This is a genomic window from Arthrobacter sp. T2-23 (assembly GCF_055398325.1).
This window is the reverse complement of record NZ_AP027917.1, coordinates 1423652-1437741: the sequence shown is the minus strand read 5'-3', so window position 1 is coordinate 1437741 and position 14090 is coordinate 1423652. Positions and strand designations below refer to the sequence as shown.

The window sequence follows — 14090 nt, the reverse complement described above, 5'->3', positions numbered from 1 at the left end:
GGGGCATGGACGGAAGAGCGCTGATTGAAATTGCCGACAGGGGAATCTATTTCCTCCTTGCCCTCGTGGCCCTTGGGCTTGAGGTGTGGGCGTTCTTCGACTGCCTGCGGCACAAGGCCAACGCCTTCGAGGCGGTGTCCAAGCGGACCAAGACCTTCTGGCTCGCGCTGACCGGCGGCGCCCTGGCCATCGGCCTGCTGTCCATCGTTGGCGGCGGCGGAGGGTTCTTCGGCCCGCTGGGACTCTTCGGGCTCGCGGCCGTGACGGCAGCCTCCGTCTATCTCGCCGATGTGCGCCCCGCGGTGAAGGACGCCGGCCGCGGCGGCAGCAGGAACATGGGGCCCTACGGGCCTTGGTGATCCCCACCGGCCCCCTAAGCTCGCACGCTCCGTCAGGGAACCCTGCCGGCGTGGCCCCACCACCGGCTCCCTAAGCTCTTAGCCGTCCGGCGCCACGGCTTCCCAGTCCACGGTCAACTCGCCGAGGCGCCACCGCGCCGGCCCGTCCTGCACGGGCCAGCCGCCGGCGCGCAGTGCCCGGCACATGGCCGTCCAGCGCTGCCGGTTCCCGAACGAAGCCAGCGGCGCCGCCTCCACCCAGGCCTTGTCCAGCGCCTGCAGGTAGGAATGGATTCTTTCGCCCGGCATATTCCGGTGGATGAGCGCCTTGGGCAGCCGTTCGGCGATCTCCGAGGGCAGCTCGAAAGCGCCGAAGCGCATGGACAGCCCCAGGCTGAGGGGGCGGTCGGCGTCGAGCGCCACCCACGTGACCCGGCGTCCGATCTCGTCGCAGGTGCCGTCGATGAACAGGCCGCCGGGGGCGAGCCGGCCCTGCACCAGCCGCCAGATGGCAGGGACGTCCGCTTCCTCGTATTGCCGCAGCACGTTGAACGCCCGCACCAGCACCGGACGGCCCGGCACCGGGAGTTCGAAGCCGCCCAGTTGGAAGCTCAGCCCGGGGCGTTCCAGCGCCTTGGCCTGCCGGACCCGCTCCGGCTCGATCTCAATTCCGACCACGCGGACGTCGGCCCGGAGGGCTAAGAGGCGTTCGAAGAGTTCGACGGCGGTGGCCGGGGACGCGCCGTAGCCGAGGTCGACGACGAGTGGATCCTCGGCGCATCGCAGGCGCCAGGCCTGCGGGCCGGTGAGCCAGCGGTCGACCCGTCGCATCCGGTTGGGGTTGGTGGTCCCGCGGGTCACGTTCCCCACCGGCCGTCCCGCCCGGGTCCCACCCTGGTTCCGGGGGGACGCCACCCGCTCAGCCTTCTGCACCACACGCCAACCCTATCCCCGCGTCGTGCTGTTCCGGCCGCTGTGTAACGCAGGGCACCGTTCGCGGGCGCTCGGTTAGGATGAAAAGCATGACTTACAAGCTGATTCTGCTGCGCCACGGCCACAGCGAATGGAACGCCAAGAACCTGTTCACCGGCTGGGTGGACGTTGACCTGAACGACCAGGGCCGGGCCGAGGCGGTGCGCGGCGGCGAGCTGCTGGTGGAGAACAACATCCTCCCGGACATCCTCTACACCTCACGCCTGAAGCGGGCCATCAACACCGCGAACCTCGCACTGGAGAAGGCGGACCGCGGCTGGATCGACGTCAAGCGAGACTGGCGCCTCAACGAACGCCACTACGGCGCGCTGCAGGGCAAGGACAAGGCCCAGACCCTGGCCGAATACGGCGAGGAGCAGTTCATGACCTGGCGCCGCTCGTACGACACCCCGCCGCCGCCCCTCGCGGACGACTCCGAGTTTTCCCAGGTGGGGGACCCGCGCTACAAGGATCTCGGCGACGCCATGCCGCGCACCGAGTGCCTCAAGGACGTCCTCATCCGGCTGCTGCCCTACTGGGAGTCGGAGATCAAGGAGGACCTCAGGGCCGGGAAGACCGTCTTGGTCACGGCCCACGGCAACTCCCTGCGCGCGCTGGTCAAGCACCTTGACGGCATCAGCGACGAGGACATCGCCGGGCTCAACATCCCCACCGGCATCCCGCTCGTGTACGAACTGGACGAAAACTTCAAACCGCTGAACCCGGGCGGCACCTACCTCGACCCGGAAGCCGCCGCGGAGTCCATCAAGGCAGTTGCGAACCAGGGCAAGAAGTAACACCTACCGCACCCCGGAGACGACGACGGCGGCCGGTCACCCCCAAGGTGACCGGCCGCCGTCCTACTGTCTGCCGCGGGAAGGGCGAGGCGTCAGCTGTGTTCGATGCTGGTCGGGTGCCAGGCGCCGGTGACCAGGTAGGTGACCTTCTGCGCGACGGAGACGCCATGGTCGGCGAAACGCTCGAAGTAGCGGCTGGCCAGGGCGACGTCGACGGTGGTGGCCGCGGATTCGGTCCAGTCGCTGCGCGCGATCGACTTGAAGACGCTCAGGTGCAGGTCGTTGACGGCGGTGTTGGCCTTGAGGATGTCGCGGGCAACCTCAAGGTCGCGGGTCTCCAGCAGCACGGTGAGCTTCTCGGCGATCTCGAGGTCGTACTTGGCAAAGCTCTTGAAGGTCTCCTGCAGCGGCTCCGGGATAACGTTTGCCGGGTAGCGCAGGCGGGCGAGCTGGGCGAGGTGCCGGGCGAGGTCGCCCATCCGCTCCAGCGAGGCGCTCATCCGCAACGAACCCACGATCATCCGCAGGTCGCTGGCCACGGGACCCTGCAGGGCGAGGATGTCGATGGCACGCTCGTCAAGGCTGTTCTGCAGGAAATCGATCCGGGCGTCGGCCGCGATAACGTCCTCGGCAAGGTCGATGTCGGCACCCTCGAAAGCCGTCGTGGCCTTCTCGAAGGCCTCGCTGACCAGCTTCGAAATTTCGACGAGCTGCTCGCCCACCTGGGCGAGCTCTTCCTGAAAAACCTTGCGCACAGGTGCGTCCTTTCCTCGGAAACATCGCCGGGCACGCTGTGGCCGGTCCGTTTCGTTTCACCGTAGCGGCGTTCAACCTGCCACCCTTCCACTCTCCGGTGAACTGTTACGCCTCAATAGGTGAACGTTAGCTGAACCAGCCCCCCAATCGCACAAGTTTTCGATTTCCGGCGGGGCGCAGAGCATAAGCTGGAGCCGTGGATCCAATGCTCATCGGTGTGATCGCGGGCCTGATCGGCCTGTCGCTCGGCATCTTCGGCGTGCTCGCCTTCCGGGTCAGCGAGCAGCAGCGCAAAATCAGCGACGTGGAGACCGGGGACCCCTCGCTTCCGGACGGCGCCGCGGAAGTGCTCGCAGTCGTCGGCCGAGCGTTCGTGGTGGTTGACGCGATCGACGGCGTGGTGCGGGCCAGCCCCGCGGCTTACGCGTACGGCCTCGTACGGGGGCACACCGTGGTGCACCAGCAGCTGCTGGAAATGACGGCCAAGGTCCGGCGCGACGGCGTGATCCTCGAGAAGCAGCTTGAACTGCCCCGCGGCCCGCTGGGCCAGGGAACCATCGTGGTGCAGGTCCGCGCGGCCATGCTCGGCGAGGAATATATCCTGCTGCTTGCGGACGACCGAACCGAGATCACCCGCACCGAGGAGATCCGCAACGACTTCGTGGCGAACGTCTCGCACGAGTTGAAGACCCCCGTCGGCGCCATCTCGCTGCTGGCCGAGGCGCTGGAAGCCTCGCCCGACGACGAGGAAGCCGTCCGCCGGTTCGCCAAGCGCATGCACAAGGAATCCACCCGGTTGGCCGCCCTCGTGCAGGACATCATCGAACTTTCCCGGCTGCAGGGGGCCAACGTGGCCCAGCAGGCGCACCCCGTGGATATCAACACCGTCGTCGCCGAGGCCGTAGACCGGTCCCAGCTTCCTGCCGAAAGCAAGAACATCGAGATTGTGGTCGGCGGCCGGACCGACGCGATGGTCTACGGCGACCAAGACCTGCTCGTCACGGCGCTGCGCAACCTGATCGACAACGCCATCCGGTATTCGCCGGAGAACACCAGGGTGGGCGTCGGTGTACGCGCCCGGGACGGCCTGGTAGCTGTCTCCGTGACAGACCAGGGCGAGGGACTCAGCGCCGAGGACCAGGAGCGCGTCTTTGAACGCTTCTACCGCGTGGACTCCGCCCGCTCCCGCCACACCGGCGGCACCGGTCTGGGCCTCAGCATCGTCAAGCACGTGATGGCCAACCACGGCGGCGAGGTGACGCTCTGGTCCCAGCCCGGGCAGGGCTCCACCTTCACCATCCGCCTTCCCGAGATGGAGGGCCAGGACCAGCCCGCGGCTGATCCCCGCCGGACCCCGCACACCGCACGACCAGAACGACGCGACGCCGCCGGCGTCCATGAACAAGGAGCTAGCGCTTGAGCCGGATTCTTATTGTCGAGGACGAGGAATCGTTCAGCGACCCCCTCTCTTACCTGCTGGGCAAGGAAGGATTCGAGGTGGAGGTCGTGGACAACGGCCTCGACGCCATCACCGAATTCGACCGCAACGGCGCCGACCTGGTCCTCTTGGACCTGCAGCTGCCTGGGCAGTCCGGGACCGAGGTGTGCCGCCAGCTGCGCCAGCGCTCCTCCGTCCCGGTGATCATGCTGACCGCCAAGGACGCTGAAATCGATAAGGTGGTGGGGCTGGAACTCGGTGCCGACGACTATGTCACCAAGCCTTATTCCTCACGGGAGCTGGTGGCCCGGGTCCGGGCCGTGCTGCGCCGCCACGGCGAGCCCGAGGAGTTGGTCTCCAACACCGTCCAGGCCGGCCCGGTCCGGATGGACATCGAGCGGCACGTCGTCAGCGTGCAGGGCGACCAGGTGTCCCTGCCGCTGAAGGAATTCGAGTTGCTCGAGATGCTGCTGCGCAACTCCGGCCGGGTGCTCACCCGGGGACAGCTGATCGACCGGGTCTGGGGCTCCGACTACGTGGGTGACACCAAGACCCTGGACGTGCACGTCAAGCGGCTGCGCAGCAAGATCGAACCGGACCCCTCCGCGCCGCGGTACCTGATCACCGTCCGCGGGCTGGGTTACAAGTTCGAGCCGTAGCCGGCCGGCGCCGGCCGGACGCTTAAAACACAAAGGAGGGGCACCCGGTGTGGGTGCCCCTCCTTTGTGCGTTCCGCCGCGCCCCGTGCGGCGCCTGATGCTAGCGGGTGCTGGTCGGCGACGGGGTTGCCGTTGCCGGAGACGACGTCGTGGCCGACGGGGTCGGCGTCGCGGTTCCGGAGGCGGAGCCGGAGCTCGTGGGCTGAGCGGTCGGCAGGTACTTCTTGTAGTCGGTGATCGAGGCGTCCAGGACCGGCATCTTGAACTTGGCGTCCGCATTGGTGCCGTCTTCGCGGATGGTCACCTCGACCAGGGAACCGGGCTTGCCGCCGGAGGTGCTGAGGATCGCCGAGTCGGTGCTGTCGTTCAGCAGGACGTAGGAGTTCTTCTTGACCGGGACCTGGGTCTGGGAACCGCTTGCGCCGTTGATGGTCAGCTTCACGTCGTTGGACGAGGTGTTGTACACGGCACCGATCACCCGGCCCGGCTTGCTCTCGCCGTCGGAGATGATCATCATGTTGCGGAGCTGCAGCGGGCCGAGGTCGGTCCGGGTTCCGTCCGACGCCGAATACTGCACGGAGGTCTGCTGGGGGTTGATGTAGCCGCAACCGGTCACCGACAGCAGGCCGATGCCAAGTGCAGCCGTTGCCATTGCCAGCTTGCCGCGCCGGCCCCGAGTCATCGCAGTGAAACGCACGTCACGCACTCCTTGAGAGTCTTGAAACATTATTCAGCCATAGCCTATCCGCAATGGCGCTCAAACGCGGACTCGGTGACAGCCGGCCAGCGGACCAGCAGGCCCTTGGCAGCGGATGCCCAATGCACTATTATCCGCGTTCGTCAAGGGGTTCAAGGGGTCAATTCGGGTCGTTTTCCGCGGATTCATGCGGTTTCGGGGCAGGATCCATGGCAGTTGTATGCCTTAATCGTGATAAACTGGTCTGCGGGAAAGGGGAATGTCCACATGGTTTTTGAGGTCGGCGAGACAGTAGTTTACCCTCACCACGGTGCAGCCAAAATTGAAGAAATCAAGATGCGCACTGTCAAGGGCGAAGAGAAGATGTATCTCAAGCTCAAGGTGGCTCAGGGTGATCTGACCATTGAAGTTCCAGCAGAAAACGTTGACCTTGTTGGGGTCCGGGACGTAGTGGGCAAGGAAGGCTTGGAGCACGTATTCGACGTGCTCCGGGCCGAGTTCACTGAAGAGCCCACCAACTGGTCGCGTCGTTACAAGGCAAACCTGGAGAAGCTTGCTTCCGGTGACGTCATCAAGGTGGCAGAGGTCGTCCGCGACCTGTGGCGCCGTGACCACGACCGGGGTCTCTCCGCAGGAGAGAAGCGCATGCTGGCCAAGGCCCGCCAGATCCTGATTTCGGAACTGGCACTGGCTGAGAAGACTGATGAAGAGAAGGCCGCAAGCGTTCTCGACGAAGTCCTGGCTTCCTAACTAAGAATCGAATCCCGGTGGCGTAACGGCCGCCGGGCTTCTTTTTGCCCAAAAACCGGCCCAAGTGCGGGCTGCCTGGGCTGATGCCTCGCCCCGGGACGTAGTCTTGTCCGCATGAACACTGCATCGAGAGCCGACGTCACGGCGGTCATCCTCGTCGCCGCGGGATCCGGCCAACGACTGGGCTACGGCATGCCGAAGGCCAAGGTGCCCCTCGGCGGAGACAGTATCCTCACCCACGCCCTGCGCGGCGTGGCCGCCGCCGGCATCGCCCGGCAGATCTGCGTTGCCATCCCGCCCGGGGACCCTGAACTGCGCGCCCAGTGCGAGGCCTTCGAAGCGGAACTCCAGGCCGAGCACCGGCGCACCGCCGGGTCGGGGGAGGGGGTGCAGCTGCCGGCCGTGACCGTCGTCGACGGCGGTTCCAGCCGCGCCGAGTCGGTGCGGGCCGCGCTGTCCGCGCTCGTGCCGGGCATGCAGGCCGTCCTCGTCCACGATGCTGCCCGGGCGCTCGCCCCCGAAGCCGTCTTCCACCGCGTGGCTGCGGCCCTCGCCGCCGGTGCAGTGGCCGTGATCCCCGTTATGCCGGTCGTGGACACGATCAAGACCGTGGACCCCAGCTTCGGCGCCGACGCCGACATCGCCCCCGAGGTCGTCACCGGCACCGCGCCCCGGGAAATGCTGCGTGCCGTCCAGACCCCGCAGGGCTTCGACCTCGCCACCCTGCAGCGTGCCCACGAGGCTGCAACAGAATACGACAACGCCCGGGAGGCTGCCGTCACGGACGACGCCATGCTCGTGGAGCAGCTCGGCGTCCCGGTGTACGCCGTGCGCGGGGCCAGCCAGTCACTGAAGATCACCACACCGCTGGATCTCATCCTCGCCGAGGGTCTCCTTGAAGGCCCGCTCGGCGCGCGTTGGGTGGAGGGCTAAATGGACGGAAACCAGCGGCCCCGGATGCTGCTCCCGCGCACCGGGATCGGCATCGACGTCCACGCCTACGCCCCCGCGGACGCCCCGCAGCCGCTATGGCTCGGGGGCCTGCACTGGGACGGCGAGCGGGGCCTGGCAGGCCATTCCGACGGCGACCCGGTGGCCCACGCCGCCGCAGACGCGCTCTTCTCCGCCAGCGGCCTCGGGGACCTAGGGACTCACTTTGGCACCGACCGCCCGGAATACGCGGGGGCCTCGGGCGTCACGCTGCTTGCCGAAGCGGCCCGGATCGTCCGAGCCGGCGGCTTCGAGATCGGCAACATTGCGGTGCAGTTCGTAGCGAACCGGCCGAAATTCGGCCCCCGCCGGGAGGAATCCCAGCGGGTCCTCAGCGAAGCCGCCGGCGCACCCGTGAGTGTCTCGGCCACCACCAGTGACGGCCTCGGGTTCACCGGCCGCGGCGAAGGCATCGCGGCCACGGCCACCGCCCTGGTCTATCCCGCCGGCTGAGCCGGAGCAGGCGAACTGCCCTACGCTTAAGGGACAACCCCTCCGGAACCGTCAGGAGACCTCCCGTGAAAAAGCTGCTGCCCGCCGTCGTCCTTGTTGCAGGAACGCTGCTGGCCGGGTGCTCCGGCTCTCCGGCCCCGTCGGCCACGCCCCGGATGAGTGTCGAGGAAAGCTGCAAGTTCCTCAACACCGATACCTTCGTCCCCAAGGGGAGCGATAAGGAGAAGGCCGGCCAGATCGGCCAGCACTACCAGGAGGTTGCGGACAAGGTGGCGCCGGAAGTCGCCGAGCCGATCCAGAAGATGGCGGACATCATGAAGCAGGTGGGCAACAGCTCCACCGGGATCCAGACCTCCGAGCAGCTGACGCAGCTCAGGCAGCAGATGGACCAGATCGGCCAGCACTGCAAGTAGGGCGGCGGACCTGCGCCCTAAGGGCATCGGCTAATCTGGAGCGGTGACCCTGCGCTTTTACGACACCGCCTCCGCCGAAGTCCGTGACTTCGTCCCCCTGGTTCCAGGCAATGTGAGCCTGTACTACTGCGGCGCCACGGTGCAGGGAATGCCGCACGTCGGGCACATCCGCTCCGCGATCGCCTTTGACCAGCTCACCCGCTGGCTGCAGTACCGGGACTACCGGGTCACGGTGGTCCGCAACGTCACCGACATCGACGACAAGATCCTCGCCAAGTCCGCGGAGTCGTTCGCCGTGGACTTCGCCGCCGAGCCGGGCACGGTCCGAAACGAGGAATGGTGGGCCCTGGCCTACCGCTACGAGCAGGAATTCCTCAAGGCCTACGACGCCCTGGGCGTCTCGCGCCCCACCTACGAGCCGCGCGCCACCGGTCACATCCCCGAGATGCACGCCCTGATCCAGCAGCTGATCGACCGCGGCCACGCCTACCCGGCCCTCGACGGCTCCGGCGACGTCTACTTCGACGTACGCTCCTGGGCCAAGTACGGCTCCCTGACGCGCCAGAACATCGACGACATGCAGGGCGCGGCGGATGCCGACCCGCGCGGCAAGAAGGACCCCCGCGACTTCGCCCTCTGGAAGGGCCATAAGGACGGCGAGCCGACGACGGCGAGCTGGGCCTCGCCGTGGGGCGCCGGCCGGCCGGGCTGGCATCTGGAGTGCTCCGCAATGGTCACCAAATACCTTGGCGCCGAATTCGACATCCACGGCGGTGGACTGGACCTGCGCTTCCCCCACCACGAGAACGAGATGGCCCAGTCGCAGGCCGCGGGCCACGGCTTCGCGAACTTCTGGATGCACAACGGCATGGTCACCTACGCGGGCGAGAAGATGTCCAAGTCCATCGGCAACACCATCAGCCCTGCCGAAATGCTGGAGCTGGCTCCGCCCCGCGTGGTCCGCTACTACCTCGGCCAGGCCCACTACCGCTCGGTGCTGGACTACCAGCCCACCTCGCTGCAGGAGGCCTCGGCAGCGGTGGAGCGGATCGAGGGCTTCATCAGCCGCGCCGCCCGCGCCCTGTCCGGAGCCGACGCCGACGCTGCCGACGCCGGCCATGGCAGCGTCCCGGATGCCTTCGCCGCCGCCATGGATGACGACCTGAACGTGCCGCAGGCCCTCGCCGTCCTGCATGACACCGTCCGCGCCGGCAACACCGCGCTCACCGCCGGCCAGCTCGATGACGCCCGGCAGGCCCTGGCCGCCGTCAGGGACATGATGCGTGTCCTTGGTCTCAACGACACTGCGGCCCCGGCGGTGGACGAGCAGGCCACCACCGCCCTCGGAGTCCTGGTCGAAGCCCAGCTCGCCGCCCGCGCCCAGGCACGTGCCGGCAAGGACTGGGCCGCATCTGACGCGATCCGGGACACGCTGGCGGCTGCCGGCGTCGTCGTCGAGGATGGCGCGGACGGCGCCAGCTGGAGCTTGAAGCGCGGCTGAACCCGTGCGCCGCGGTAGCCCGAAGCGGGCCGGCGGCGGCCCCCGCGGTCGAAGATTGAACTCGAGTCAGTAGACTGGAGTTCAGACTTATCAACGAATCGCGTAGTTAAAAGGGTGAAACTCATGGCCAACAACGGTCGGCGCTCGGTCAAAATGAAGAAGGGCCCCACCGTCGGGACCGGCGGCCACGGCCGCAAGGCCCTTGAGGGCAAGGGCCCGACTCCCAAGGCGGAAGACCGTCCGTACCACAAGGCCCACAAGAGCAAGCAGCTCGCGGAACGCTCCGCCGCCAAGCGCGGGACGGGTGCGCGCAGTGCCGGAGCCGGTGCCCGCTCGGGCCCCAAGGGCCGTGCCACCGAGGAAGTTGTCACCGGCCGCAACTCCGTGGTCGAGGCGCTCCGCGCCGGCATCCCCGCCAAGGCCCTGCACGTCGCGATCCGCATCGAGATGGACGACCGCGTCAAGGAGTCGCTGAAGCTCGCGGCCGAACGCGGCATCCCGCTTCTCGAGACCGGCAAGCCCGAGCTGGACCGGATGACCGACGACGCCATCCACCAGGGCCTCGTGCTCCAGATCCCGCCGTACGAGTACCAGGACGCGTACGAACTGGCCGAGGAGACCATCGAGGGGTGGAAGAAGGGCCACATCGCCAACGCGCCGCTCTTCGTCGCCCTTGACGGCATCACCGACCCGCGCAACCTCGGCGCGATCATCCGCTCGGTCTCCGCATTCAGCGGCCACGGCGTCATCGTGCCGGAACGTCGGTCCGTCGGCGTCACCGCCTCGGCCTGGAAGACCAGCGCCGGCGCCGCCGTCCGCGTCCCCGTGGCCCGCGCCGCGAACCTGAACAGCACGCTCAAGGCCTTCAAGAACATGGGCATCTACGTGCTGGGCCTGGACGGCGACGGCGACGTCTCGCTGCCGGAGCTCGCCCTGGCCACCGAACCGGTCTGCATCGTCGTCGGGTCAGAAGGCAAGGGCCTCAGCCGTCTGGTCCGCGAAAACTGCGACCAAATCGTCTCCATCCCGATCGATTCCGCGATGGAATCGCTCAACGCCTCGATGGCGGTCGGCATCTCCCTCTATGAGATCTCCCGCCAACGCGCCACCAAGTAAAGGGCGCGGTGGTCGGTTTCCGCCGCAACCGGATTTTTGCCGTCGCTTAGACACCTCCCGGCGCTTCGTTCGGCCGCGGGCGGCCTCTCTCCGCTCTGGTCGGCGATGCGCTCCTTGCAAAACTCCGTTTCCGGCGATGAGCCACTCTCACCTTTGACAAAGACCCAGGGCTAAAACTTGTGGCGGTTAGCGAGGACCGGCAGTTTGGTCCGCGCGTCCGCGACGATGGCGGGGTCCAGGTCGGCGAAGAGCAGTCCCGGGGCGCCGTCGAGCTCCTGAAGGACTTCACCAAAGGGGGAGACGACGGCGGAGTGCCCCACGCCGGTGGGCGCGGAGCCCTTCGTCTCGAGACCAACGCTAGCGGGATCGCCCTGGCCGCACGCCAAGATGAAGGTGGTGGAGTCCGCCGCGCGGGCACGGGACAACAGCTTCCACTGCTCGACCTTGCCCGGGCCGGCACCCCACGAGGCACAGACGATGTTGACCAGTGCGCCGCGCTCCGCGTTTTCGGTGAACAGGTCCGGAAACCGGACGTCGTAGCAGGTGGCCAGACCGAAGGTGACGCCGTCGACGTCGAACGTCACCGGCTGGGTGCCGGCGTCCACGGTGTCCGACTCCGCGAAGCCGAAGGCGTCGTAGAGGTGGATCTTGTCGTAGCTCGTGTCGACGCCGGGCCCGGTGACCAGAAGGGTGTTGCGGACCTTGTGCCCGCCGCTCCCGGGGGTAAACATCCCCGCGACGATGACGATGCCTTCTTCCGCGGCGATGGCTCGGACCTGCGCGGCCCACGGGCCGTCCAGGGGTTCGGCGATGTCCAGCAGTGAGTTGCCGCCGAACGCCCGCATGGTCGCCTCGGGGAAGACCACCAGGGCCGCGCCCCCGGCCTTGGCCTGGCCGGCGTAGTCGCGCACGAGGTCCAGATTCCGCTCCGGCTCGCGGCCCGTGATGATTTGAGCAAGTGCTATGCGCACGGTTACCTCCAATTCAGCGCTTAGTCCAAGTATGCGCGGCAGGTCCGCGCAGAGCGCACGCCGAGCGCCACCGAAACGAGGCCCATTTGTCATCCCCGGCTAAGCTTTAAGCGATGGTCAAGTCCTTAGTAGAGCCAGCTACCACCGTAGACGCCTCGCGGCCGTTTCCGCTCGGCGTCAGCGTCCCGCGCACGGGTTCCCCGGCGACGGACGATCCTCGGGGTGCCTTCGCCAATGTGGCTGTCTACGCCCCCGGGGTCGCCACTCTGGACATCGCCTACCAGGCCCCCGGCGGCAGCTGGCAGCTGAAGACCCTCCCGAACGTCACGGACGGGGTGCACCATGGCATCGTTGAGGGGCTGCCGGTCGGTTCCCGCTATGGGCTGCGCGCCTCGCCGGAGGATGCCCTGCCCCTCCCCGTGCCGGCCATGGACTTCGACGGCGACCAGCCGCTGCTGCTCGACCCGTACGGCCGCGGCGTGGACGAACGCGACGGCTTCATCACCAACGTCCGGATGGCCGGCGACTTCGACTGGGGCGTGGACTCCGGGCCGCGCACGCCGTGGCGGAACACCATCATCTACGAGGCCCATGTCCGCGGCCAGACGATGCTGCACCCGGACATCCCCGAGCATCTCCAAGGCACTTACGCCGGGATGGCCCACCCGGCCACGGTCGAGCACCTCATCTCGCTCGGCGTCACAGCCGTCCAGCTCCTGCCGGTGCACTTCCACGTGGACGAGCTGCACCTGCAGAACCTGGGACTGACCAACTACTGGGGCTATAACACGGCCGCGTTCTTCGCACCGCACCCCGGCTATGCCACCCAGGCGGCCCAGGAGGCCGGCCCGCAAGCCGTGCAGGACGAGTTCAAAGGCATGGTCAAGCTCCTGCACGCCGCCGGCCTCGAAGTCATCCTCGACGTCGTCTATAACCACACCGCGGAGGGCGGCGCGGACGGGCCCACCCTGAGCTTCCGCGGCCTCGGCGAGCTGGAGTACTACCGCCACGACGGCCACGGTAAGTATGTGGATACCACCGGCTGCGGCAACGCCCTGAACTTCGGCGAGCCCCGGGTGGTGCAGCTGGTGCTGGATTCACTGCGCTACTGGGTGAACGAGTTCCACATTGACGGCTTCCGTTTCGACCTGGCCGTCACGCTATGCCGCAATGCCGCCAACGAGTTCGACCCACGGCACCCCTTCCTCGTCGCCATCGCCGCAGACCCGGTGCTGTCCGAAACGAAGCTCATCGCCGAACCCTGGGACGTCGGCTACGGCGGCTGGCAGACGGGCCGCTTCCCCGCGGGCTGGGTGGACTGGAACGACCATTTCCGCGACGCCGTCCGCACGTTCTGGCTGGCGGACCGGGCCGCGATCGACGCCGGCGGGCAGGGCGGTTCGGTGGCGCGGCTGGCGGACGCCTTGTCCGGGTCCGCGGGCCTGTTCGCGGCCTCGGGACGGAGCCGGCTGGCCTCGGTCAACCTCATCACCGCGCACGACGGCTTCACCCTGGCCGACCTGGTCTCCTACGACCGCAAACACAACGAGGCGAACGGCGAACAGAACCGCGACGGCCACGGAGACAACCGCAGCTACAACCACGGTTTTGAAGGACGCACCGAAGACGAGGAAGTCCTCGCCCGGCGCGCGCAGACCAGCCGGAACCTGATGGCCTCGCTGATGATTTCCCAGGGCGTGCCGATGATCACCGCCGGCGACGAAATCGGCCGTAGCCAGCAGGGGAACAACAACGCCTACTGCCAGGACAATCCGACCACCTGGATCGACTGGACCAGCACCCCCGAATCACACTCCATGCTGCGCAGCACCAAGCGCGTGATCCGGCTGCGCAAGGAGTTCCTCGCCGGCCAGCCGCACGACTATCCGGCCCGGGACCAGCAGTCCTATTTCCACTGGTTCGACGTCCACGGCGAGCCGATGTCCGGTGACCGCTGGCAGGACCCCGGCCAGCGCGTGGTCCAGCTCCTGCTGGGCTCGGACGACGGCCGCGTGGACGGCCTGGTGGTGGTCAACGGCGGCGCCGAGGACGTCAAGGTCACACTGCCAGTCATCCCCAGCGACGACGGCGGCGGCGGCGGCCGGCTCTACGAGCTGCGGCTGACCACCTCGGAACTGCACGACCGCCGCCAGGGCGTCCGCATTTCCTCGGGCGAGCGGGACGTGGTCCAGGCCAACAGCATAAGCATCTACCGTGTTTAGCAGCCTGTCACACCCCC

Annotated in this window: 15 protein-coding genes; 11 read left to right on the top strand and 4 right to left on the bottom strand. The window is 67.6% G+C overall.

Going from position 1 to position 14090, the window contains the following annotated elements; genetic code table 11:
* The first annotated feature begins 5 nt into the window (after window positions 1–5).
* Window positions 6–359: a DUF2516 family protein gene (locus tag ACZ5Z0_RS06555; protein WP_464110394.1), complete on the top strand. Its 354-nt coding sequence runs from the start codon at window positions 6–8 to the stop codon at window positions 357–359.
* A gap of 78 nt (window positions 360–437) precedes the next feature.
* On the opposite strand, the gene ACZ5Z0_RS06550 is transcribed toward ACZ5Z0_RS06555, so the two are convergent.
* Window positions 438–1274 carry a class I SAM-dependent methyltransferase gene (locus ACZ5Z0_RS06550; RefSeq protein WP_464110393.1) on the bottom strand — a complete coding sequence of 279 codons (837 nt, stop codon included), beginning with the start codon at window positions 1272–1274 and terminating at the stop codon, window positions 438–440.
* An 86-nt stretch (window positions 1275–1360) separates the two neighbouring features.
* Here ACZ5Z0_RS06550 and ACZ5Z0_RS06545 point away from each other — a divergent pair, with 86 nt between their 5' ends.
* Entirely contained in the window at window positions 1361–2107 is a 747-nt protein-coding gene (locus tag ACZ5Z0_RS06545; protein ID WP_464110392.1) for a phosphoglyceromutase, read from the top strand.
* Between the two features lie 92 nt (window positions 2108–2199).
* Here ACZ5Z0_RS06545 and phoU read toward each other — a convergent pair whose 3' ends face one another.
* The gene (gene phoU / locus ACZ5Z0_RS06540) at window positions 2200–2862 is read right to left on the bottom strand and encodes a phosphate signaling complex protein PhoU (protein ID WP_464110391.1); all 663 of its coding nucleotides are present in this window, start codon (window positions 2860–2862) and stop codon (window positions 2200–2202) included.
* Window positions 2863–3068: 206 nt separating this feature from the next.
* Between phoU and ACZ5Z0_RS06535 the strand changes: the two genes are divergently transcribed.
* Together ACZ5Z0_RS06535 and ACZ5Z0_RS06530 are read left to right on the top strand one after the other, a co-directional pair.
* Window positions 3069–4283, top strand: a complete 1215-nt coding sequence (locus ACZ5Z0_RS06535) for a sensor histidine kinase (protein ID WP_464110742.1) — start codon at window positions 3069–3071, stop codon at window positions 4281–4283.
* Window positions 4280–4960 (top strand): response regulator, encoded by a 681-nt coding sequence (locus ACZ5Z0_RS06530; RefSeq protein WP_464110390.1) that lies wholly within the window; start codon window positions 4280–4282, stop codon window positions 4958–4960. The genes ACZ5Z0_RS06535 and ACZ5Z0_RS06530 overlap by 4 nt, the downstream gene beginning before the upstream one ends.
* 100 nt (window positions 4961–5060) lie before the next feature.
* Here the strand turns inward: ACZ5Z0_RS06530 and ACZ5Z0_RS06525 are convergent, their stop codons facing one another.
* A complete protein-coding gene (locus ACZ5Z0_RS06525) occupies window positions 5061–5642 on the bottom strand; it encodes a hypothetical protein (RefSeq protein WP_464110741.1) in 582 nt (193 codons plus the stop codon).
* A gap of 282 nt (window positions 5643–5924) precedes the next feature.
* On the opposite strand from ACZ5Z0_RS06525, the gene ACZ5Z0_RS06520 reads away from it, so the two are divergent.
* The 6 genes from ACZ5Z0_RS06520 (at window position 5925) to rlmB (ending at window position 10880) form a co-directional block, all read left to right on the top strand.
* The gene (locus ACZ5Z0_RS06520; RefSeq protein WP_026266570.1) at window positions 5925–6407 is read left to right on the top strand and encodes a CarD family transcriptional regulator; all 483 of its coding nucleotides are present in this window, start codon (window positions 5925–5927) and stop codon (window positions 6405–6407) included.
* A 114-nt stretch (window positions 6408–6521) separates the two neighbouring features.
* A complete protein-coding gene (gene ispD / locus ACZ5Z0_RS06515) occupies window positions 6522–7340 on the top strand; it encodes a 2-C-methyl-D-erythritol 4-phosphate cytidylyltransferase (protein WP_464110389.1) in 819 nt (272 codons plus the stop codon).
* Between the two features lie 24 nt (window positions 7341–7364).
* Window positions 7365–7850 carry a 2-C-methyl-D-erythritol 2,4-cyclodiphosphate synthase gene (ispF, locus tag ACZ5Z0_RS06510; protein WP_464110740.1) on the top strand — a complete coding sequence of 162 codons (486 nt, stop codon included), beginning with the start codon at window positions 7365–7367 and terminating at the stop codon, window positions 7848–7850.
* A 65-nt stretch (window positions 7851–7915) separates the two neighbouring features.
* The gene (locus tag ACZ5Z0_RS06505; protein WP_138767416.1) at window positions 7916–8263 is read left to right on the top strand and encodes a hypothetical protein; all 348 of its coding nucleotides are present in this window, start codon (window positions 7916–7918) and stop codon (window positions 8261–8263) included.
* A gap of 43 nt (window positions 8264–8306) precedes the next feature.
* A complete protein-coding gene (cysS, locus tag ACZ5Z0_RS06500; protein WP_464110388.1) occupies window positions 8307–9764 on the top strand; it encodes a cysteine--tRNA ligase in 1458 nt (485 codons plus the stop codon).
* A 123-nt stretch (window positions 9765–9887) separates the two neighbouring features.
* Window positions 9888–10880: a 23S rRNA (guanosine(2251)-2'-O)-methyltransferase RlmB gene (gene rlmB, locus ACZ5Z0_RS06495; RefSeq protein ID WP_464110387.1), complete on the top strand. Its 993-nt coding sequence runs from the start codon at window positions 9888–9890 to the stop codon at window positions 10878–10880.
* 170 nt (window positions 10881–11050) lie between these two features.
* Here rlmB and ACZ5Z0_RS06490 read toward each other — a convergent pair whose 3' ends face one another.
* Window positions 11051–11851, bottom strand: a complete 801-nt coding sequence (locus tag ACZ5Z0_RS06490; RefSeq protein WP_464110386.1) for a carbon-nitrogen hydrolase family protein — start codon at window positions 11849–11851, stop codon at window positions 11051–11053.
* 113 nt (window positions 11852–11964) lie between these two features.
* Between ACZ5Z0_RS06490 and glgX the strand changes: the two genes are divergently transcribed.
* The gene (gene glgX, locus ACZ5Z0_RS06485) at window positions 11965–14073 is read left to right on the top strand and encodes a glycogen debranching protein GlgX (protein ID WP_464110385.1); all 2109 of its coding nucleotides are present in this window, start codon (window positions 11965–11967) and stop codon (window positions 14071–14073) included.
* Window positions 14074–14090: the final 17 nt, after the last annotated feature.

Bases quoted from the DNA above. Each gene is read 5' to 3' on its own strand.
- ACZ5Z0_RS06555 (WP_464110394.1), top strand. From the start codon at position 6: ATGGACGGAAGAGCGCTGATTGAAATTGCCGACAGGGGAATCTATTTC.
- ACZ5Z0_RS06545 (WP_464110392.1), top strand. From the start codon at position 1,361: ATGACTTACAAGCTGATTCTGCTGCGCCACGGCCACAGCGAATGGAAC.
- ACZ5Z0_RS06535 (WP_464110742.1), top strand. From the start codon at position 3,069: ATGCTCATCGGTGTGATCGCGGGCCTGATCGGCCTGTCGCTCGGCATC.
- ACZ5Z0_RS06525 (WP_464110741.1), bottom strand. From the start codon at position 5,642: ATGACTCGGGGCCGGCGCGGCAAGCTGGCAATGGCAACGGCTGCACTT.
- ACZ5Z0_RS06520 (WP_026266570.1), top strand. From the start codon at position 5,925: ATGGTTTTTGAGGTCGGCGAGACAGTAGTTTACCCTCACCACGGTGCA.
- ispD (WP_464110389.1), top strand. From the start codon at position 6,522: ATGAACACTGCATCGAGAGCCGACGTCACGGCGGTCATCCTCGTCGCC.
- ispF (WP_464110740.1), top strand. From the start codon at position 7,365: ATGCTGCTCCCGCGCACCGGGATCGGCATCGACGTCCACGCCTACGCC.
- rlmB (WP_464110387.1), top strand. From the start codon at position 9,888: ATGGCCAACAACGGTCGGCGCTCGGTCAAAATGAAGAAGGGCCCCACC.
- glgX (WP_464110385.1), top strand. From the start codon at position 11,965: ATGGTCAAGTCCTTAGTAGAGCCAGCTACCACCGTAGACGCCTCGCGG.